Source organism: Companilactobacillus sp. y65-5, from assembly GCF_057541095.1.
In genome coordinates this window covers 215,459-238,002 of sequence record NZ_BAAJOA010000003.1, presented here as the reverse complement: position 1 = coordinate 238,002, position 22,544 = coordinate 215,459, and the positions used below count along the sequence as shown (strand labels likewise).

The 22,544-nt window shown below is 40.7% G+C and carries 21 protein-coding genes; 17 read left to right on the top strand and 4 right to left on the bottom strand.

The window, feature by feature from the left end; translation table 11 throughout:
- The first annotated feature begins 4 nt into the window (after positions 1–4).
- The 15 genes from glf to AC27FM_RS07505 all read left to right on the top strand — a co-directional run bounded on the left by glf (position 5) and on the right by AC27FM_RS07505 (position 16,589).
- A complete protein-coding gene (gene glf, locus AC27FM_RS07575; protein ID WP_487087128.1) occupies positions 5–1,117 on the top strand; it encodes a UDP-galactopyranose mutase in 1,113 nt (370 codons plus the stop codon).
- A 9-nt stretch (positions 1,118–1,126) separates the two neighbouring features.
- On the top strand, positions 1,127–2,545 hold the full coding sequence (locus AC27FM_RS07570) for an oligosaccharide flippase family protein (protein WP_487087127.1): 1,419 nt from the start codon (positions 1,127–1,129) through the stop codon (positions 2,543–2,545).
- A 12-nt stretch (positions 2,546–2,557) separates the two neighbouring features.
- Positions 2,558–3,538: an LCP family protein gene (locus tag AC27FM_RS07565; protein ID WP_487087126.1), complete on the top strand. Its 981-nt coding sequence runs from the start codon at positions 2,558–2,560 to the stop codon at positions 3,536–3,538.
- Position 3,539: 1 nt separating this feature from the next.
- Positions 3,540–4,613 carry an acyltransferase family protein gene (locus AC27FM_RS07560; protein WP_487087125.1) on the top strand — a complete coding sequence of 358 codons (1,074 nt, stop codon included), beginning with the start codon at positions 3,540–3,542 and terminating at the stop codon, positions 4,611–4,613.
- A gap of 151 nt (positions 4,614–4,764) precedes the next feature.
- Entirely contained in the window at positions 4,765–5,484 is a 720-nt protein-coding gene (locus AC27FM_RS07555) for a GntR family transcriptional regulator (RefSeq protein ID WP_487087124.1), read from the top strand.
- A 225-nt stretch (positions 5,485–5,709) separates the two neighbouring features.
- Complete coding sequence (locus AC27FM_RS07550) at positions 5,710–6,426, top strand: GntR family transcriptional regulator (RefSeq protein WP_487087123.1); 717 nt, start codon at positions 5,710–5,712, stop codon at positions 6,424–6,426.
- Between the two features lie 36 nt (positions 6,427–6,462).
- On the top strand, positions 6,463–6,951 hold the full coding sequence (locus AC27FM_RS07545) for a PTS sugar transporter subunit IIB (protein WP_487087122.1): 489 nt from the start codon (positions 6,463–6,465) through the stop codon (positions 6,949–6,951).
- Positions 6,952–6,974: 23 nt separating this feature from the next.
- Positions 6,975–7,895, top strand: coding sequence for a PTS mannose/fructose/sorbose/N-acetylgalactosamine transporter subunit IIC (locus AC27FM_RS07540; protein ID WP_487087121.1), 921 nt, complete (start codon positions 6,975–6,977; stop codon positions 7,893–7,895).
- Positions 7,882–8,697 (top strand): PTS system mannose/fructose/sorbose family transporter subunit IID, encoded by an 816-nt coding sequence (locus tag AC27FM_RS07535; protein ID WP_487087120.1) that lies wholly within the window; start codon positions 7,882–7,884, stop codon positions 8,695–8,697. Before AC27FM_RS07540 ends, AC27FM_RS07535 begins: the two co-directional genes overlap by 14 nt.
- A 55-nt stretch (positions 8,698–8,752) precedes the next feature.
- A complete protein-coding gene (locus tag AC27FM_RS07530) occupies positions 8,753–9,175 on the top strand; it encodes a PTS sugar transporter subunit IIA (RefSeq protein WP_487087119.1) in 423 nt (140 codons plus the stop codon).
- Entirely contained in the window at positions 9,162–11,150 is a 1,989-nt protein-coding gene (locus AC27FM_RS07525; protein ID WP_487087118.1) for a hypothetical protein, read from the top strand. Before AC27FM_RS07530 ends, AC27FM_RS07525 begins: the two co-directional genes overlap by 14 nt.
- A gap of 26 nt (positions 11,151–11,176) precedes the next feature.
- Positions 11,177–12,346, top strand: coding sequence for an SIS domain-containing protein (locus AC27FM_RS07520; protein ID WP_487087117.1), 1,170 nt, complete (start codon positions 11,177–11,179; stop codon positions 12,344–12,346).
- Between the two features lie 141 nt (positions 12,347–12,487).
- Positions 12,488–13,642 carry an N-acetylglucosamine-6-phosphate deacetylase gene (nagA, locus tag AC27FM_RS07515; protein ID WP_487087116.1) on the top strand — a complete coding sequence of 385 codons (1,155 nt, stop codon included), beginning with the start codon at positions 12,488–12,490 and terminating at the stop codon, positions 13,640–13,642.
- 121 nt (positions 13,643–13,763) lie between these two features.
- A complete protein-coding gene (locus tag AC27FM_RS07510) occupies positions 13,764–14,513 on the top strand; it encodes a glycerophosphodiester phosphodiesterase family protein (protein WP_487087115.1) in 750 nt (249 codons plus the stop codon).
- Positions 14,514–14,636: 123 nt separating this feature from the next.
- Positions 14,637–16,589, top strand: a complete 1,953-nt coding sequence (locus tag AC27FM_RS07505; RefSeq protein WP_487087114.1) for an Ig-like domain-containing protein — start codon at positions 14,637–14,639, stop codon at positions 16,587–16,589.
- Between the two features lie 633 nt (positions 16,590–17,222).
- Here the strand turns inward: AC27FM_RS07505 and AC27FM_RS07500 are convergent.
- Positions 17,223–18,581, bottom strand: coding sequence for a zinc ribbon domain-containing protein (locus AC27FM_RS07500; protein ID WP_487087113.1), 1,359 nt, complete (start codon positions 18,579–18,581; stop codon positions 17,223–17,225).
- 157 nt (positions 18,582–18,738) lie between these two features.
- A complete protein-coding gene (locus AC27FM_RS07495; RefSeq protein WP_487087112.1) occupies positions 18,739–19,500 on the bottom strand; it encodes a tyrosine-protein phosphatase in 762 nt (253 codons plus the stop codon).
- Between the two features lie 67 nt (positions 19,501–19,567).
- Between AC27FM_RS07495 and AC27FM_RS07490 the strand changes: the two genes are divergently transcribed.
- Positions 19,568–20,338, top strand: a complete 771-nt coding sequence (locus tag AC27FM_RS07490; protein ID WP_487087111.1) for a glycosyltransferase family 2 protein — start codon at positions 19,568–19,570, stop codon at positions 20,336–20,338.
- Here the strand turns inward: AC27FM_RS07490 and AC27FM_RS07485 are convergent, their stop codons facing one another.
- On the bottom strand, positions 20,339–21,163 hold the full coding sequence (locus tag AC27FM_RS07485; protein WP_487087110.1) for a LysR substrate-binding domain-containing protein: 825 nt from the start codon (positions 21,161–21,163) through the stop codon (positions 20,339–20,341).
- Positions 21,164–21,261: 98 nt separating this feature from the next.
- Here AC27FM_RS07485 and AC27FM_RS07480 point away from each other — a divergent pair, with 98 nt between their 5' ends.
- The gene (locus AC27FM_RS07480; protein WP_487087109.1) at positions 21,262–22,290 is read left to right on the top strand and encodes a YeiH family protein; all 1,029 of its coding nucleotides are present in this window, start codon (positions 21,262–21,264) and stop codon (positions 22,288–22,290) included.
- Here AC27FM_RS07480 and AC27FM_RS07475 read toward each other — a convergent pair.
- Positions 22,287–22,526 carry a hypothetical protein gene (locus AC27FM_RS07475; RefSeq protein WP_487087108.1) on the bottom strand — a complete coding sequence of 80 codons (240 nt, stop codon included), beginning with the start codon at positions 22,524–22,526 and terminating at the stop codon, positions 22,287–22,289. The genes AC27FM_RS07480 and AC27FM_RS07475 overlap by 4 nt on opposite strands.
- Positions 22,527–22,544: the final 18 nt, after the last annotated feature.

Genomic DNA, 22,544 nt, shown 5'->3' with positions numbered 1-22,544 from the left:
TTCAATGCGATATTTAATTGTAGGATCGGGATTATTTGGTTCAGTTTTTGCATACGAAGCTGCCAAACGCGGGCACCAAGTGACAGTTCTTGAGAAGCGTGATCATGTCGGTGGAAATATTTATACTGAGAAGATCGAAGGTATCCAAGTCCATAAGTACGGAGCACATATTTTCCACACACGGATGAAGAATATTTGGGATTACATCAATCAATTTGCGGTTTTCAACAATTATATCAACAGCCCCATCGCCAATTATCACGACAAAATTTATAATTTACCGTTCAATATGAATACGTTCAATGAATTATGGGGCGTAATAACCCCAGCTCAGGCAAGAGCCAAGATTGCTGAGCAAAAAAAAGGTTTGGATTTGCATTCTCCACCGAAGACTTTGGAGCAACAAGCTCTGTCGTTGGTAGGGGTCGATATTTATCAGAAGTTGATCAAGGAATATACCGAAAAACAATGGGGACAGAGTGCTGAAGATCTACCGGCCTTCATCATCCGTCGCTTGCCAGTTAGATTCACTTACGACAACAATTATTTTGATGACCCGTACCAAGGTATACCAGTGGGTGGATATACGCAGATCATCGAGCAATTACTAGACAGTGATTTGATCACGGTCAAGACGAATACGGATTTCTTCGAAGACCAAGCGGAGTGTTTTCAGTTCAATACCAAGGTCATTTATACTGGGATGATCGACCAGTTCTTGGATTATCGATTCGGAGAATTGTCGTATCGTGGTTTGAAATTTGAGACTGAGATCAAGGATGAAGATGACTTCCAAGGCAATGCGGTCGTCAATTATACAGCTAGCGATAAACCTTACACTAGGATCATCGAGCACAAGCACTTTGAGTTTGGTGCAGGGAACACGCACAAGACGGTCATCACCAAAGAGTATCCGCAAGATTGGCATCGTGGTGACGAACCGTATTATCCAATCAATAATCAAGAAAACAACTTGCGATACTACAAGTATATCCAGCTAGCTAGAGACCAATATCCATATGTTATTTTTGGTGGTCGCTTAGGTCAATACCGTTATTACAATATGGATCAGGTGATCATGGCGGCACTCCAAGCAGTGAGACGAGAATTCGGCTAGGTCGTAATTATGAAGGTCGTCAAGAATTACTTATACAACGCTCTGTATCAGCTCTTCATCTTGATAGTTCCTCTGATCACCACTCCGTATTTGGCTCGAGTTTTGGGACCGACAGGAGTTGGTATCAATTCCTATACCAATTCCATTATTCAATACTTCATCGTGTTCGGCGGGATCGGCGTTGATCTGTACGGTAATCGGCAAGTCGCCTTCGTAAAAAGAAATCGAACCCAACTGACACAGACGTTTTATGAAATCTTCATTATGAGGATCGTTACAGTTGCCTTAGCTTACGGTGTCTTTTTATGCTTCATCTGGAAGAGTTCTCAGTATCGTACTTATTATCTGGCTCAATCCTTAGCTTTGATCGCGACAGCATTCGATATCTCTTGGTTCTTTATGGGATTAGAAAACTTCTACGTGACGGTAATACGTAATTTTGTAGTAAAGATCATGACACTGGTTTGCATCTTCACGTTCGTGAAGTCACTGTCAGATTTAGGTATCTACATCCTCATTCTGTCTTTATCTTTGTTGGTCGGTAATCTGACCCTTTTTCCCAGCTTAAAAAAATACATCAGTGCTCCCAATTGGCGGCAGTTGCACATTTGGCGACACTTGAGACCATCGATGTTTTTGTTTTTGCCGCAAGTAGCAATGCAAATCTACGGCGTCTTGAATAAGACGATGTTGGGGATAATGGTTTCCGTTCAGGCTTCAGGTTACTTTGACCAGTCGGATAAGATGGTCAAGATGGCTCTAGCAATAGTTACAGCGACTGGTACGGTCATGTTGCCACACGTAGCTAGCGCTTATGCTAACGGTCAAAAACAAAAGACCCGCGAATACTTGTATCGTGGTTTTCTATTCGTCAGTGCCATTGCGATCCCTCTAGCCTTAGGACTGATTGCGATTACTGACAAGTTCGTGAAGTTGTTTTTCACGAGACGTTTTTCGGCAGTGATTCCGATAATGATCGTTGAAGCAGTAGTCATCATCTTGATAGCGTGGAGCAATGTGCTGGGCATCCAGTATTTGATACCGACTAAGCAAGTTCACGCCTACACTGAATCGATCTTGGTCGGAGCGCTAGTCAATATCATTTGTAACATCCCTCTGATCATGAGATTCGGGGCCGTCGGAGCCGCCATCTCCACAGTCCTCTCTGAACTGGCGATTACGCTCTATCAGTTATTCGCCGTCAGACGACAAGTCGACTATCACGTCCTCTTTGGTGACATCACCAAGTATCTGCTGGCGGGGTCAGTGATGTTTAGTGTTGTTTTTGAATTAGACCGAATCTTGCCTGTGTCGTGGAAGATGTTGTCGCTAGAAGTAGTCGTAGGTATCGCCGTCTATGCAGGGTTGTTGATCTTGTTTAAAGTAAAAATTATCGATGAAGCGAAAAACTTATTTCGTAAGAGATAGGGGATAGAGATTATGGAACATGAAGTTAAAAAAACGAATGCACATGTATTGAGAAAAACTTTTTGGTCAGTGATCGCCTTAGTGGTCATAGGAGGTCTCGGTTATGGAGCAACACGCTTTCGGGACATAAAGAGTTCGATCGATGGGGCCTTTAGTGACAGTGGCGTTGTCAAAGAACGTGACACAGCTAGTTTATTGAAGCACGACAAGCCGATCTCGATTTTACTTTTAGGAACAGATACCGGAGCCTTTGGACGTTCGTATCGTGGGAGAACCGACACGATGATGGTCATCACACTCAATCCTCAGACCAATAAGACGACCATCACCAGCATTCCCCGTGATACTGCCGTCAATATTCCGGGCTTTGCCAGTGAATCACCGGCTAAGATCAATGCTGCCTATGCCTATGGAAAAGCCAAGACTAGTATCGCGACCGTCCAAAAACTACTCAACATCCCGATTGATTTTTATGCGTTAGTAAATATGGGTGGTCTGGAAAAAGTCGTCAATCAAGTTGGCGGAGTAGATGTCGTTCCTACGATGAGCTTTAGTTATGAAGGTTATGACTTTCAAAAAGGTGTCAAAACACATATGGATGGTAAAGAGGCACTGCAATATTCACGGATGCGTTATCAAGACCCAAATGGAGATTACGGACGTCAAACACGTCAACGTGAAGTTTTGACAGCCTTGATGCACAAGAGTGACTCTGTATCTACCTTATTGAATCAGTCCTTCATTGATTCGATCGCCAATGAGACTCAGACTGACTTGACCTTCGATGACTTGATCAGGATTACTAAGGATTATAAGAAGTCCACAAAGGAGGTCGCCCAAACTCATCTTCAAGGAACTGGTCACGAGATCAATTACGAGGATATGGAAGTAGTCGGTCAATCCGAATTGCAACGGGTAACGGACTTCATTCGCAAAGGATTAGACTTGAAGTACGAGGATACAGGCAATATTGAATATGTGTTAGGTGAATGATATGCAAACAAAGAGAATCGATTGGATCGATATAGCTAGATGTATCGCGATCCTATCAGTGATTATTGGTCACACGATGGCGGGGTTGAATGGAACTTACTTGTACAATGTTATTTATCTGTACAATCTGCCAGTCTTCTTTATTTTAAGTGGATATTTGTACCATCAAAAGGGATACAAAAAATTACTCATAAATGATATTAAGTTTTTGCTGATACCGTATTTATCAGTCAACGTCATCAAGCTGGTGATTTTGTTCAGTCTGCAATATGGTGTTGGTACTGGGATTTTGACAGTCAACTTGCATACTTTTCGTTCGCTACTGATCGCCATGCTGTACGGTGCGGGAATGAATTATCAGGATTTTCCAGCGGTCAATGCGATTTGGTTTTTGTTGGCGATGTTCGTCGCTAATCAGATCTTCAATCTGATGATGAGGATTCCTTATCGCAAAAATATCTTGTTCTATCAGAGTCTCCAGTTTTCAGGCCTGACGATGATAGGATTTGTAGTCGCACACTTTTATTCACTACCGCTGTCGATCAATTCAGCACTGATAGCCCAGATCTTCATGTTTTTTGGCTATCTAATGCACCAAAAAAACCTCTTATCAGAATTGGTCAATTGGCATTACTTGATCCTAGTTTTAGTCTGGTTATTCGTCGCAACATTAGGGACTTTTTATATGGATTCTGCCAAGGCACCGAATGAATTGCTGGCAGTCATAGGAGCCGTTTCTGCCAGTCTCTGTGTGATCAAGTTTTCGATCATACTCAGTCGCTATCTGCAAGACCACGGCTGGCTGACTACTAAGCAAGTGCTCTTATTCATTGGTGCTCAGTCGTTGACGGTCCTATGCTTCCATCTACTAGACTTAGATTGCTTACGGATATACAGTGGCATCATCAACTCACTGTCAGGCAAGGTGCCGCATGGTATCCCGGTTTTAGTAGGGATGTCATATCGAATCATCTTCGCCGTCGGGATGAGTTGGCTGGTCAGGTTCGTACCAGTCATTCGCAGTCTATTCATGCCTCGTCGCTATCCACTACTAAAGCATCATGTTGTTGCATGATGTTTTTTTATTTGTCCCAATAAGTGTTCATTTGACTTTTAGGCAATAAGTACTTTTTTCAGAGATAAAAGGGTTGATTTGTTTGCTTAGGAAACGTTTTCAATGTAAACTTAATTAAGTGGTATTTACCAGTTTATAGGAGAAGATATATATGGATAAAAAAGAGTCTCTGTCACAACATCTAATTGATTTTTTATCTAATCAAATTCTTACCGAGATGCGACCAAATGACCGTCTGCCATCTGAACGAAATCTGATGTTACAATTCAACGTTAGTCGGACGACAGTTAGAAATGCACTGGATAAGTTGGAATTATCCGGATTGATCACACGAGTACATGGTAAAGGTACTTTTGTGACCTCTCGGACTGAAAGTCTGACTAATCTAGCCGATTTGTTTAGTTTTTCTAAGACGATGCAAATACAAGGTAGGATGCCGAGCGACCGAATTATCAAATTCAAAAAGATCTCAGCCGATGACGAACTGATCCGTCGTCTCGGTCTACGAGAAGATCTGAATGTCTTTGAGGTCGACCGGATCAGAATGGCTGACAACAAACCGATGATGTTTGGAAAGAGTTTTTTGCCAGCTGGTATCTTTCATGACCTCACGAGACGTCAATTGGAAGAAAATTCAATGTATCGGACCTTTGAAGATGTCTACGATGTGCACATCAAAGAGGCCGATGAGTCTTGTCGAGCTTCGATCTTGAATGATAAAATCTCCGTTCTGTTGAATGAACGAACCGGTGCACCTTGCCTGAGACTAGAGCGAGTAACGATCGATGATACGGGACGTGCGATCGAGTATACGATCAGTTGGGCACGGGCAGATGAATTCAATTATCGTGTCAAGCATCTGTATAGATAATAACTGGTACCAACCAGTTACGTTTTTTAGATAATTTCTTTTAATATTTTGGCTGTGGTACTTTTTATAAAAAAAGTACCACTTTTTTTATAATATTAACAAATGTTTATATATCAACAAATTTGCGATATACCAGCCTAAAAATGGTATAGTCAATTTGTTGAAACAAATTTTGCAAGCGTATACAATGGGCTTGTGGTTGATACCAGAAAGGGACCGAGTAATATGAAAATCACTCTTCAAGAACAGCTAATCAACTTATTAACCAACTACATTCAGTCGTTACCAGCTAACGCCAAGTTACCATCGGAACGACAGATCGCTGAGAAATACCAATTATCTAGAACGACGGTGCGCGCCGCTCTAAACGAATTGGAAGTCACTGGCCTTATCCGCAGAGTTCACGGCAAAGGTACCTTCGTGAACCGTGTAGATCTGAACAGTGATCTCAACAGTAGTTATAGTTTTAACAAGCAGATGATGTCCATTGGCAAGAAACCACAGACGAAAATTCTCAGCTTTGAAAGGAAGGAGGCCAATTCATATTTTTCACGTAAATTGGACGTTTCGGTCGGCGATCAAGTAATCAAGATCAAGCGATTACGATTCGCCGACGGGATTCCGGTAATGTTGGAGAGAACATACTTACCAGCTGATCATTTCAATCTATTGACTGAAGATCTGCTGGAGAATAGATCCTTGTATGAAATCTTTGCGACAGAGTTCAACGAGCAAGTGTATTACGCCGATGAGTACTTTTTGGCGGGAATCACCAGCAAACGTGATAGCTATTACCTGGATATCAAAGAAGGTACGCCGTGCTTGAATCTCAAGCGATCGACTTACAATCCACACAATCAGGTAATCGAATATACACTGAGCGTTGCGAGAAGTGATCAGTTTGCTTATCACATTCGTCACGATATTAGTAACAAATCTTAAAGAGTGATTTTTATCACCAAAATTGGAGGAATATTTATGTCAATTGTTGCAGTAAGAATAGATGAAAGATTAATTCATGGCCAAGTAGCCAATCTATGGACGACAAGTCTACAAGCATCAAGAATCATGGTAATTGATAACGATATTATAAAGAACGATATTCAAAAGACGGCTTTGAAATTAGCCAAACCATCAGGTGTTAACTTGAGTATCCTAGGTACAGCAAAGGCTTCAGCAAATATCAAAGCCGGTAAATATGATTCACAACGTGTATTCATTGTTGTAAAGAGACCTGAAATTTTAGAAGAATTGTTGAACAACGGTGTGGAACTTGACACGATCAATGTTGGTAACATGTCACAAAAAGACGATACACAACATCTAACACAATCTATCAATCTTACAAAAGAAGACTACGATTCATTCCACAAAATTTTGGACAAAGGTGTCAAAATTACGGCACAAATGGTTCCAAGTGACAACATCAAGAATTTTGAGGATATTTTGAAGGATTACAAGCTTTAATTAATAATTAGGGGGAAGTAAATATGAGTTTTACAATACTACAGATAACTCTTTTAACGCTATATTCAATGTGGAATATCATTGATGAATTAACAGTTCAAACTTCATTGAGTCAACCTGTATGGGCCGGATTCATTTCTGGACTAGTCATGGGTGACGTAACAACTGGTTTGTTTATTGGTGCCAGTTTACAACTTACAGTTCTAGGTATCGGTACTTTCGGTGGTGCATCTAAGATCGATGCCAACTCAGGTACTGTTCTAGCTACTGCATTTGCGATCGCTACAGGAATGAAACCTGCTACTGCTGTTGCCGCTATCGGTGTTCCAGTTGCTGCGCTTCTAACATCATTCGATATCCTAGGTCGTTTCGCTAATACTTATTTCCAACACAGAGTTGATAAGATGATCGACAAGTTCGATTACAAAGGTATCGAAAGAAACTACTTATACGGTATCTTCCCATGGGCTCTATCACGTGGTATTCCAGTATTCCTAGCTCTTGCTTTGGGTCAAGGCGCAATCAAGACAATGGTTGATTATATGAATTCCAACTTGGAATGGTTGAGTACCGGACTGACAACAGCCGGTGCTACACTTCCAGCCGTCGGTTTTGCTATCTTGCTTCATTACTTACCAGTTAAGAAGCATATCGCTTATCTAATTCTCGGATTCGTTATCACGGCACTTATGTCAACATTGTTCTCTGGACAAGTTGCACTTGGTGGCGCTGTTGCCGGATTAGACAAGACATTCACAACTGTATTCAACGCACTTCCAATGCTTGCTATCGCCTTGATCGGTGGTGCTCTAGCATTTCTTGAGTACAAGAGAGATATTGAATCACAATCTGCTCCTAAATTAGCCACTGGTGTAGCAAATGGTGATGAAGAAGACGATGGAGACGAAATTGAAGGAGAGGTTGATGGTGATGAAGAAGAATAATTACGAATTAACAAAGAAAGATTTTAATCAGATTAACCGTCGTAACTTGTTCGGCTTCCAACTAGGTTGGAACTACGAAAGAATGCAAGGTTCAAGTTACTTATACACGATTTTGCCACAATTGAGAAAGATCTACGGTGATGGTACTCCAGAACTTAAAGAAGCAATGAAGACTCATAACCAATTCTTCAATACATCTAACTTCTTCGACACGATCATCATGGGTATCGATCTAGCTATCGAAAAAGAAGAAGGTGTTGAATCACTCGACACCGTTGCTGGTATCAAGTCAGGACTTATGGGACCATTCGCCGCTATCGGTGATGCACTGTTTGCAGCTTTGATCCCTGCTATCATGGGTGCTATCGCAGCCAACTTAGCTGTTCAAGGTAATGCAGTGGGATTATTCATTTGGATGGCAGTTAACATCGCTATCATGGTTTTCCGGTGGAAACAACTTCGCTTCTCATATAAGGCTGGTACAAAACTGGTTACTGAGATGCAAGGTCAATTGAATGCTTTAACTAACGCAGCTACACTACTTGGTGTCTTTGTTGTTGGTGCTTTGATCGCAAGTATGATCAATATCGAAGTTCCATTCGTTGCTCACTTAGGAAAGGTTGATGTTAACTTCCAAAACAGTTTGAACATGATCATGCCTAAGTTAGTACCTGCTTCAGTTGTTGCACTTGTTTACTGGTTACTAGGACGTAAGAATATGACTTCAACGAAGGTTATCTTCATTGTTATCATCTTCTCAGTTCTACTATCAGTTATCGGTGTTCTTGGTAAGATTGGATAATTAGCAGTTTATTGTTAGCAATCAGCAGCTCAATAGTTTAAAAGGAGAATATATTATGGCATTAATCTTGATTAGTCATGGAAGTATGGCAATTGAAACAAAGAAGTCGGCAGAATTGATTATTGGGGACTTACCTAATGCAGCAGCCTTTGGACTTCAAAAGTCCGATGGTCCAGATACTCTTAAAGCAAAAGTAGAAACGGAAATTAAAAAATATTACGGTCAGGAGCCTGTCTATGTAATCGTTGATTTACTAGGTGGGACTCCCGGAAATGTTGTAGTCAACCTAACACAAGAATATCCTGACATGCACGTCGTATCAGGTTTGAACCTACCGATGGTAATCAATTACGCTAATCAGATGTTTGTCTCAAAAGAACTTGATGTTGATGCCTTGATGAAAGAAGGAAAAGACGGAATCGTTGACGTCAATGCTTTCTTAAATCAAGACTCGGACGATGATGATGAAGAAGAATAATTATCGTTACACATTGAGATTAGCCATCGACAAAAGTATCTATGATGATGACAAGAAGCGAGACATGATCAATTTTGTAAAAAATGCTCATATCGACGATGTAGCTTTTTTCATCAATCAAGAAGAACTGTCAGATTCACATATTACCCTTGGAAGAGCCAAAGAATTGATTGCTGAAATAGACGAGATCGCACAACCATTGAGAGATATGGACGTGACGATCAGTCTGAATCCTTGGACGACTATGAATCATTCTGATCGTGGTTTGAGTATTCGACCTGAACTTGATATTAGACCGATGGTCAGCTATCAAGGCGTCAAGAGTACCTCAATGGCCTGTCCGGGCTACCACGGTTGGATGGAGTATGTTTCAGATGTTTATGCGGTTTACGCTAGTATCAAACCGCATGAATTATGGATCGAAGACGACTTCAGACATTACAAGAATGCACCGTTTGAACTAGGTTGCTTCTGTGATGACCACATGCACAAATACAATACGATTGCGGGCACCAACTTATCACGTGAAGAATTCGTTGGACAATTACTGAATGGTGGTAAGAATAAATATCGCGATGCCTATTTAGAGGTGGCACGGGATGAAATCTTGCAGGCTGCACATCTGATCGAGACCAAAGTGCATCAAGTCTCTCCTAAAACGACACTTGGTCTCATGAGTTCGTGGCCTGAGATCCATGCAATGGAAAACCGTGATTGGCGAGTGTTACTAGATACTTTGAGTGGAACCGACACCCCAGCTGTTTCGAGACCACATTTACCTGCCTATAACGAGGCCAGTTCACTCAAGTATGCTCGTGACTTCGAAAAATATACGGTAGCAACTAGAGCCTTGATTGGGAATAAATACAAGGTCTATCCAGAATTAGAAAACTTCCTCTATTCACAATATGCCAAGTCTAATCGCTTCTCACAATTCCAACTAGAGACGACAAGCTCAATCAGAGCTGACGGCTTATTGATGAATCTGTTCAGTATGATGGGTATCGGTATCGATAATACTTATCAATATGACAAGATGCTCGATCAGAGTAAGGAATTCGCTGATTACTTATATGAACATGGAATTTCATTGGAAGATAGAGAGGGAATCGTCGTACCAATGAATCAGGAAGTTGCCAAGTACAAAGTGACTGATGGGACCTTGCATAGTTTGATGGCCTCACAGACACAATGGCTGGAGTTATTGTCAGTCTTTGGCTTTGCGACTAAGCCAGTGAACTATACTGGTCAGCAGTTCAAAGGTTTGACAGTTGCTCTGACAGGTAACTTCTTGAATACCTTGAGCGATGAGCAGATCGAAGATGTCATCCAGAATAATTACGTCTTATTAGATGGGGACGCAGTTATCGTCTTGGATTCCAGACACCTTCTCAAACTGATCAACGCTGATTCGATCGAAGTCATTCAACCAAGAACTGGTCACCAAGTTTATGAGCAATTCGACGATGTAGTTTTGGCGGGAGTTGCCAAATCACGCATCAGCTTGCAAACACATATCGGAGCTTATGTGAAGATTAATTATTTATCTGACATGCAGGTGGAGTCGAATGCATATGACCGCTACGGCGAAAAACTTGGTCCAGCCACAGTTGTCAGTGATGACTTCTATATCATGCCGCTGACTGAACATCCTAAGTATGGTTGGGAAGCGGAATATATCGACTATCGCGAACGTGACTTGAAGCGCTGTGTGGAGATGTCACACCTAGTCGATATGTATAATTGCAAAGCGATTTTTAGTGGTAACAAGATGCTTATTAGTAATTGGTCGATGGACGAAACTGACGGTATCAGCTTCAAAGTAGACCGAGACATCAGTAAGTTATCGATCACATATCGTGATGACGATGAGGTCAAAAACCAAATCGTTGATGTAATCAAGAAAAATGAAATTTATCACGCTGATTTCCCAGTTCCAGGATTAGCCGTGGTGCATGTAGAATGTTTGGAATAAATAGATAGAGAAGGGAACCTATACCATTGTTTAGCAAAACTGATAAAGAACTAGAAGAGATGGGTGCACAAATCACTACCCGTGAAATTCAACAACAACCTGATTTGTGGAAAGAGGCCTACGATAATTTCGTAGGTAATCAAGACAAAGTTAATAACTTTTTGGACGAAATAATTTCAAACTTCCCTGACAATAAAATTCGTGTGATCTTCACAGGTGCAGGTACATCAGCTTATGTGGGAGATACATTAAGACCATATCTAAATAAGGTTGGCGATACTTCTCACTTTATTTTTGAAAGTATTCCAACAACTGACATTGTTTCAGCACCACTAGATAATTTAAGAAGCGACGATCCAACTATTCTGGTTTCATTCGCCAGAAGTGGTAATTCACCAGAGAGTGTCGCAACGGTTGAATTAGCTGAGAAGATCATCAAGAATCTGTATCAGATCACCATCACTTGTGCACCAGATGGTCATTTGGCACAAAAAGCTGAAACCGAAGACAAAAACTTATTGTTATTACAACCTGCCGGTTCTAATGATAAGGGATTCGCCATGACAGGTAGTTTCTCTTGCATGACATTGACAGCTGCTTTGATTTTTGACCAAAGCCAAGAAGATAAAGCACCTTGGATCGATGCCATCATCAAGATGGGACAAGAAGTAGTGAGCCGTGAAGCAGAGATTCAAGCTATCGTAGACCTAGACTATGATCGCATTGTTTATCTGGGATCTGGTTCCCTGTCTGGCTTGACTCGTGAGGCACAGCTAAAAGTGCTTGAATTGACTGCTGGTCAATTGACGACTATCTTTGATTCTTCAATGGGATTCCGCCACGGACCTAAGTCATACGTTAATGATAAGACTGTTGTCTTTGACTTCTTGAGCAATGACAAGTACGGTCGCCAGTATGACGTAGATATCCTTGAAGAAATCAAGGCAGACGAGATTTGCAAGAAAGTTGTTGGTGTTGGTACTTCTACAGACAATGACTTCTCTGGTGATAATTTCTTGATCGAGTCAGGAGTAGCTGATTTACCTGAACTATATCAAGCTTTACCTGACGTTATGTTTGCACAAACATTCGCCTTGTTGAACTCGATCAAAGTTGGTAATACACCAGATACACCTTCAGCCAGCGGTACAGTTAACCGTGTTGTAAAGGGTGTAACTATTCACGATTATGAATAATTTACACATTGCATCTTCTCTCTAAATGAGGGAAGATGTTTTTGTTAGGAAATGTTATTTTGTGGTGGTATAGACCACTAATAACTGGTATAATGAACCATGCAATAGAACTTGTTTTGATATACTTTTGGAGGATTGAAAATGACATATTATATTCATGCTAAGAAATTCTTTTTACAGAACACTACTGAAGATGGTGGTTATCTAGAAGTTACTGATGGTAAGTTCGGTGATTTCTTCTCAGAAGACAACAAACCAGAAGGTAAGATCGTTGATTATTCTGATAAGTACATCGCACCTGGACTAGTTGATACACATATCCACGGACTAGTTGGCGATGACGTTATGAATAATAGCTGGAAAGAATTAAATGAAATGTCAGAAGGATTGCTCAAGGCCGGTGTTACTTCATGGTTACCAACAACCCTTACAGCATCTCATGAACAATTGAACGATATTTGTAAGACTATCGGCGATAACAAAGGCAAGGGTACAGGTGCTAAAATTCAAGGTATCCATTTTGAAGGACCTTTCTACACTGAAAAACACAAAGGTGCTCAAAATCCTAAGTACTTCAGAGATCCAAGTATCGAAGAATTTACAGAATGGCAAGAATCAGCAAAGGGTATGATCAAGAAGATCTCCCTTGCTCCAGAACGTAAAGGCTCAGTTGAATTCACAAAAGCTGTCGCTGCAACTGGCGTTACTGTTGCCTTAGGACACAGTGATGCTTCATTCGAACAAGCTAAGGCTTGTGTTGAAGCTGGTGCCACAAGTTTTACACACACATATAACGGAATGAGTGGTTTGAACCACCGTGAACCCGGTATGGTCGGTGCTGCTATGGCTATGAATTACGTTGACGATGAGTTGATCTGTGACGGTCATCACGTTAACCCATACGCTGCAAGAACATTGGTTGACAAGAAGACTCCAGAACACGTTGCTTTGATCACAGATTGTATGAGTGCTGGCTTAATGCCAGATGGTGACTACGTATTGGGTGAATTCCCTGTTACAGTTGGCGATGGACAAGTTAGACTACAACAAGAACCACATAGCTTGGCTGGTAGTATCTTATTACTCAAGGATGGCGTTAAGAACGTTGTTGACTGGAATGTCGCAACTGAAGAAGATGCCGTTACAATGGGTAGTTATGTACCAGCTAGAAGTTGCCATATCGAAGACAAATGTGGATCGATCTTACCAGGACGTGACGCAGACTTTGTCGTTCTAAACGACGATATGAGCCTTGTAGAGACATATCTTGACGGTGAATCACGTTATCAAGCATAATTCTAATTAGAACTCAAAAAGGAGAGAAACAAGCACCTGAAATAAGTGCGACTTGTTTCGCTCCTTTTCTCGCTGATTGTTATAATATAGTGATATTACTATTTCCCTTGGAGGATTGGATATGTCAAAAAAAGTATTTGCGCATAGAGGAATACCAACTTTAGCACCCGAAAATACTATGGCTGGCTTTAACACAGTTATCGATTGTGGTATTGAATGGATCGAGACTGACTTGAGTATCACCAAAGACGAAAAGGTCTTTGTGATCCATGATGATAAGTTGGATCGGACTACTAACGAAACTGGCTCGATCGAGACTCTAAACAGTTCAGATGTTGAAAAAGCTGATGCTGGGTCTTGGTTTGCTGAAAAGTTCCGTGGTGAGAAGATACCTAACTTGGATCAGCTAATTGACTTCTTAAATATTCACAAGTTGAACGCTAATGTTGAATTAAAGGGCGTTGTTGGGGATAATGCCGATCACTTGGCAAACAGCTTAGTGGAACAATTCGCCGAAGCAACCGATCGTTTGGATCCTGATGTCCAGCTGATCGTCTCTAGTTTCAACCCGATCATGCTACTAAAAATGCATGAATTACGTCCAAATTTGGATTATGCCGTCTTATTCGATGTTTATGGCATGGAAGATGACTGGAACCTATACATGCAAGCATGTCATGCAAAATATATTCACCCTGATAGTCGTGGTTTGACGAAGGCTAAGGTCGAAAAAATCAAAGCGTATGGCTATCAGATCAACGTTTGGACGGTAGATGACATCAATCGAGCTCAGGAGTTGCTTTCTTGGGGAGTTGATGGTATATTTACAAACATTGCAGATCGTATGCAGTTTTTAGTTGAAGATAATTAAACACAAAAAATAATAAAAAAGTAGCACGTCGAGTTTATCGGCGGGCTACTTTTTGTTTACTACAAATTTTAAAATTATTTTTTTATCGAATAAATAAAGATTATGATGAGGGATATAAAATTTATGAGGAGAGCGATATACGTAACAGTAATGTTTGTGGGATTCATCCTTACTGGAGGCATAATAGACGAGCGAGTCCATCTGGTCCACGCTGCGAAGAATAACACTAGTGAGAGTATCCTAGCACTTGGGAGACCTACCGATGATGTTTTGAAATTCCTAGGTATTTGGTTGACTAGTGGTTATACAGTGCAACCGATCCGTGAGACCTATACTACCGAAGGACATAAGATGACATTGAACACCCACTCTGGTCGTTCAACTTGGAATACAACTCTTAATCCCTTAGCGTCGCCGACCTATCAATGGTACATGTCTACTGACAGGGGGAAGAATTGGTACTATGTGCCTAAGGAAAATGGCGGTAACTTAGAGGATATGACCTTCGTTAACAAAGGTCCAGGGACTACCCACTACCAACAAAGCGTCACTTGGCGAGGTCTAGGTGGTTATGGATTTGTGGTCGCCAAAATTTGGTCGAATATATCTGCGATCCATGTAAGTGAAAAAGATAAAAATGCTGAAAAAATAAAAATAAACGCTGACGATTACTATTTATATAATTCATACAGTGATGTTGCACTGAATGCGACTAAGGTGAGAGAAAAAGTCACGCCAATCGATTATACCGAAGATGTGGTCTGGAGCATTGATAATACCGACTTAGCAACGATCAAAGATACTGGGGAAGTGGTCGCCAATGTTGATGGTAAATCAGGTAAGGTCAAAGTAACTGCGACAATCACCAACGCTGACAAGTCAGTCGTCAAGGATAGTGTCGATATTCAAATCGGTGGAGGTCTGGATGATAGGACGGTGAAGTCTGGTGACTCGACTAAGTTTGAACTCTTAGGGCGTGTGTCCGATCTAGACAATCTTGTGGATGGCGTACAAAATAATTATTCGGCAAAATGGTACCGTCAGTCTGCCAAAACTGGCAAGCAAGAACAAATCTCTAGTGGTAAGTCATTGACTTACAAGGTCAGTCAGCCACGTTTGAAGAATAATAACGACCTCTATTGGGTCGTCATCAAAGTCAAATTAGAAGACGGCGAACATACTTTTACTTCCAATAAGGCCAAGCTAAAAGTCACACCGGCGGATAAGCCTGAACTAAGTCTGAATAATAAGCTCGTCAACGAAACCTTTGATCGAGATAATACTGATTCCGTCTTGAACGATGTGGCTAACGGTGACATTATTTCGTATCGAGACGAAGTGATCAATCACAGTGACAGTGGTAGCCTCAAAAACGGCACTTATGTCTTGCCAATGTATGATTGTACACACGTTGAAAGTGTCAAGATCAATGATCAAGAAGTAGATAAGACCCGTTATGATGTCGTCAAAGACGTCGCCGGTAGCTCATCACTGAATATTCACGGGATAGAGTGTTGTCCGGAGGAAACCAAGAAGATCGAGGTCAAAACTCGCATCGACAAGGTGACGGAAGAGAATAGCATGTCGGTTAAACCGTATATTTATTCTGAAGAAGAAGATCATGATTATCACAAAGACGGCGAAGAAAAAACTTTGAACTACGTTCAAAATATCCTCAAAAAAGATATTTTTGATATCAGCTTTGGGGCAGTAGCTTCGTACTCTAAAGAAAAAACTCTGTCACGGACGAACAATACTAATCAACCGCACGATATCGTCAACGTTGAAGATAAGAGACGTATCAAAGCACCGCTAAAAGTCTACGTTAGCCAAAGTACACAGTTTACTAACGAAAACGGAGACTTGTTCCCAGGACAGTTGCGACTTTACGATAATGACCAATATACCGAGATCGGCGACAGTAAGGTTTTAGTCACTAGTACCAATGTAGATGAGCCACTGCAATCTATCGGCTGGAACAAGGACAATGGCTTGTTACTGCACATCTCTGACAGTGTTATTTCTCCGGGAAATTATAGTTCGACCTTGAACTGGACTTTTGAGAATAGTATTTAAGTTATCAAAAAAACCCGCTCCTAAACCAAGTTTAGCGAGTGGGTTTTATGCTTGTAAGCAAATATCAATGCTTACGAAGTGTATGTTTAATTCCTAAATAGGTCAAACTAAGCGTAATTATTATCAAGAAGGAACTCAAAATTATCAAAGAGGCATCGTAAAACATAAAAGTCACCTTATTTAGGAATATTTTGACTATATTGTGTATCTTGGGAGGTTTATTAATGACTAAGCTGACTGTTATGGACAGCTAATTTTTGAAGGTCTATCTTCTCAACTAGTCCGCCAGCTCTACGGATAATTGAGAAGAAAAAAGCCCTAGTTGTATGGTATTGATTCTTGTTCATCCCCGTATATGTTCATTTAAATTTCAAAAACAAGAGAGGAATCCCCTCTTGTCTCATCCCATTCATTGGTGGTACTCAAATACACCATCCGCAACTTCGGTACTTTTAACCGGTGGAGAATTGGAGGGTGCAAACTCAATCTCTCAAAAAGATTAGAGTTTTCGAAGACCGAATGTGTTTAAACATATTTGATCTTCTTGACCCGAATTATAGCAGGGTGAATACTAATTGCAAACAAAAAAGTCGTCCAAAATACGGACGACTCAATGTCTATACACAATGTCTATTAGACTCTAACTCTGGGATGTAGTGAGTAAGCCATAACTAGCGATACGATCGATGTCAGTAACAAAATATAAAAACTGGCACCAAATTGTGCACCACCTACGGCTGTTTGACCGGTGATAACGGCTGAATTGACAGCACCAGAATAGAAGATGGCAAATACTAATGTGTAAATGATAGTAGGTAGGACCGTAAAGATACGGACCAATCTGATACTTCCTCGATTCCTGAAGCATGCGGCGATCAGAGCAATCACAGGAGATAGGAAACAGATCAAGCGAATAGCTGATGAAGAGTTAACGATCAACGTACTGTATTGATAGCCGATATTAGCAGAATAGTTGGCAGCTGAAGCAATCGTGCTCGACAGTGAGATGCCATTGATGAAGGGACCACCAATAGAGGCCGCAAAACCAATGATAGAAGATCCGATAATAACTTTTTGACGGGTATTCTTACCACGACGATTGTCAGTGACTTTTTGCTTTGGAGCCTTGCGTGGTTCTTGATAAGACTCTTGATATTGGTCAGGTTGTTTTTTGTTATCATTCTCGTGCTTGAACTTTTTGTTGGCACTCATTTCGTCACCGTGACTGAGTTGGGAAGCTAGGAACCATAGTAATAGGACAGCTGCCAGTGCGATGAAGCCATAATTACGCTTAACGACTAATAAGATAGCAACGATGATAACGGCGAAGATGGCTAGATAGGCGTTGTTCTTAACGAACTTACCCATATTGTGGATCAGGCCATCATTCGTATCATTCTCAGCTTGTTCACGTTTTTTCTGTTCCTTCATCTTCTTTAATTCACTCTTAGTAGGTTTGAAGGGATCCTCGCCGTTTTTGAAGAGACGATTTTTGAAGTCCTGAGTAGTATTCATAGCTTGTTGCTGCGCAGTAGATGCGTGATTAGGGTTCGATGACAGTGGTGTCGTCTTCTTGGCAGTAGCTTGGCGGAAGGCATCCTTGTCGTAAGCGACCGTCCGGTCGTCGAGAGCTTCATCAGGAACTTTTTTAGTGCTGTCAAAGGTCCTGACAGAGTCGTAATGTGGAGTAGCTTTTTGAACTGGCTTGTGTTCAACCTCAGAGGCAGGTTTGACAGAGCTGTACTCTCGTCGTTGAGCTGGTGCTTGCTCGTAGTGAGCACTTGGTTTTGAAGCGGGTGCTGATTTTTTAGGCTCAGAATCATCTAGTTCGGCTTCAATATCAGCCAATGATTTGATCGTATCATCGTTTTTTTCGGCTGTTTTTTGAGTTTCTTCTTTACGTTTATTTTTGATTGAAGTTAAATCATAGCCACAGTTGTCACAGAATTTCTGCGATGGGTCAACTTTGTAGCCGCAATTTGGACAAAACATACTTATTCCTCCATTATGTTAACAAACTTTAGTATACAAGATTAATAATCACGTATAAAGATGTTGGTATGAAAGTTCACGAAACTTTCACATGTTGAAACCTAATTATACAAAAAAATCTAGGAATTGTCCTAGACTCTAATTGATCATAAGTGTTTTAATTCGATGTATTTTCTAAGTAGATCTCTTTCAATCTAGCTTGTTTATCCTTATCAAACTGTAATGCTTGAGTTAGGTAGTTTTGGAAGCTACCATAATAATGCTCGATGGCATCAAAGACTGAGGTGATGCTCTCCAAGTCAGCTTTAGTCATATTCATCTTGTTGATATTTTGATTTCCATCTTTGTCGTTCAGAGTTTTTTCGATGGTCGCTGAATCAGAATACATCAAATTAGTAAGCAGGTAGTCGCGTGCGATAGTTTCATTATCTACACCGAGAGCCTTGAGTACTAAGATCGCTGCCATACCAGTTCTATCCTTACCGGCAGCACAGTGAAAGAGCAGTGATTTATGCTCTTGATCATTTTCTAGTAGCAATTCAAATAATAAGGCATAGGCGCGTTGACCGTATCTGTCTAGGAGAACACTCTGGTAGATCGTCCCTAAGTATGAATGAGTGTTGCCAAGAGCACTGGCGAGCTTGTCACCATTGCCTTTTAGTGGGTAAACGGGATCTGAATAGATCTGATAAAAGTCAGTGCTTTGATCGGACCAGACTTGTTGCTCATGGTCGCCTCGAAAATCGACGACGTACTTTAAGCCATATTTTTTAAGGTAATTTAAAGCTTCTGGAGTTAAATTACTTATATCCCCTGAACGCAGGAGTTTATTATATTTAATTTGTTTATTATCAGTGGTTTTATATCCGCCCAATTCGCGTAAGTTTATGGCTCCGTCAAGATTTAAAATTCGTTTCATGTTTTTCCTCCCCTGATTGATTGCGTATTTGAGGTCATTCGAAGTAAAATACTATTAAGGTGATTTAATGGTAGAAAATAAACTTTCAATAATTATGACAACATATAATGTTGCCGACTACGTAGTATCGGCTCTGGATTCATTGATCGACCAGACTAATGACAACTTTGATTTGACGATCGTTGATGATCATTCAACCGATAATACAATGGATATTATTACAAGCTATGCTGATGAGTACGACTGGATCACAGTCTATCCTCACGATGAGAATCAAGGTGTTTCAGCAGCTAGAAACACTGGCCTAAGTCACATTTCTGGCAATCTCGTCACGTTTATCGATGGCGATGATTGGTTAGAACCAGAATATGTGAATTTCTTTTTAGAAGTTTTTGAAAACCACGATGTTGATTTAGCTACTTGTGGTTTTTTTAATGATACAGGAAATGGCAAGAGTAAGTCCAAGAGTAACAAGCGTCAATTTTCATTTGTGGATAGGGACGAAGCTATCAGACAGATAGTCAAGATCAACGGCACGGTCATGGGTTACACGTGGAACAAAGTCTATCGCCGTCGATTGATCAAAGATAACGATCTCAAGTTCCAGACTGATCTGGATCTGATGGAAGACCAAGTCTTCAATGTTGAATATGCGACGGTTGCTCAGAAGTTTTACTTGGATAATTTGCCTCTGTATCACTACGTCTCTAGAAAAGACAGTATTACTAAAAAATTTGCAATGGAGAATGTTCGAGATGTCGGCGTCGCTAACTGGCGCGTATATCGAACAATCAGAGATTCGCAATCAGATCGGGATGATCAAGAAAATATCAATTGATCAGTCGAAGAGAACTTTACAAGTCTTGATAGTATAATCAATACACTTGTCGATGTCGTCGAAGTGATGGTTGTCCGGTTGCATCAAATAAAAGTTTCGTTTGTACTTACCGTTTAACATTTGGTAATCCAGATTTTCAGCGGCACGTTGTGAGATGATCGACTTCCCGAAATCCTGATTCAACAATCGAACGATCATCTCATTGTTACGTACTTCTAGTTTGGATTCGGTGATATTGTTCTCTTCGAGATATTGCTTGGTGTAGTAGTAGACACCAGAGGCAGGTTCACGAATCAACCAAGGATCGCCATTATCGACTAGCACTAATTGATCTTCACACAGGGCCGTCCGATTGATGTTACTGGCTGCTAATGGTTTTTCGATGAAGCCAAAGTCTAGACTGTTAGTTTCTAAGTTATTCAGGACTTCCATGGAATTCATCATTCTGATCGAGAAGTGGATATTGGGAAACTTGCGATATAGTTTTGGCAAGATAGTCGGCAGTAGGTAAATCGCAAAGGTGTGTGAAGCACCAATATTACATTTTATTTTTTTGTCAGAATCACGTCGTAATTCTTGACGAATATCTTCCCAGCTGGTGAGTAATTCACCAGCTTTTTTGTATAGTAGATCAGCTTGTGGAGTAGGGATTATTTTTTGTCTCCCATTGCGGATGAACAAGATCGTATGTAACTCGCGCTCCAACTGCATGATTTGGGAGGAGACGGTTGGTTGTGAGATGAATAGGATTTTAGAGGCCCTAGAAAAACTCTTAGTCTCATAAACTGTTTTGAAGGTTTCCAGTAATTTTAGTATTGTGATCAACTCCTATTATAATTATTAATAGAAACTATTGAATTATTGAATAAGTTAATTGTAAATCTCCAGATATAATATGTAGATAATGTTTAGGAGGTTCATTCATGGATTTAGAAACTAGTAAGGCTACAGGAATGCAAAAGATCATTGCAACCTTGCCAGGTTTGGGATTATCAATCATTGTAGCGATCATCGCCAAGGTCGGCGCGATTTGGTTACCAAGTTTAGGTGGAGCCACGATCGCGATTTTGTTAGGAATAGCTTTGGGAAATACTTTTTTCAAGCAGCCAGAGTTGGCTATTGGGACGAAGTTTTCTGAGAGTAAGTTATTGGAGTATTCAGTGGTGCTGTTAGGTTTTACCGTTACTTTTCAGACGATCGCTGAAATGGGGATTCAAGGTTTGATATTTATTGTGTTTATGATGACTACTGTTATTATTTCAGCTTATACTATCGGACGCAAGCTAGGTTTTAGCGAGACAATGTCATTGATGATGGCTGGGGGAAATGCCGTCTGCGGTTCTTCTGCCATCGGTGCGATCGCTCCAGCTATCGGTGCTGACGATGAGGAAAAAGGTCAGATCATTACTTTAGTTAATTTATTAGGAACGGTCATGATGCTGACACTGCCATTCTTGGGATTAGCCGTCTTCGGGGATGACTTATTGAGTAAGAGTGCGCTATTAGGTGGAACTTTGCAATCAGTTGGACAAGTAGTTGCTGGTGCTAGCTTGATCAGTCCACAGACGGTTCAATATGCCATGTTGTTCAAGATAACTCGTATTATCATGTTGGTAGCCGTGGTATTTTTCTTTGAGAAAAAAGTTAGCCATTCAGCTACTAATAAAAAGTTTGGTCAAAGTACTAAAAAAAGAATGCCTATTCCGTGGTACGTATTGGCATTCTTGATTATTTGTATTATTAACAGCACCGTCTCAGTTCCAGTCGTCTTCGGTGACAGTGCTCATTTTATTAGTACTTGGTTCGAAACAATTGCTTTGGCAGCGATTGGATTACGTCTAGACTTAGCGAAGTTCCTGAAGGAAGGTCCTAAGTTCTTGGCCTACGGTCTGGCTGTCGGAAGCGTTCAAACGATAGCAGCATTATTATTTATTACGTTATTGAAAGTCTAGATTTTTTTCTTGAGGTGATAGGGGATAATACTCTTGTCCGAATGCTTGTAGTCTGACTTCTCATCTTTGGCAAAGTATACTGCAAAGCTCTTCTTGTCAGAGACATCTTCAGCAATTATCAAGGATGATTCATAAGGATCTTTTGATTTGTAGATTTGAGCACCACGAACTGCCTCGCCGAAGTCCTTTGAGTTGGCGATCGCATCACCGGGATTGAAGAATACCATTTCGTCCATAGATAACACATCCTTTCT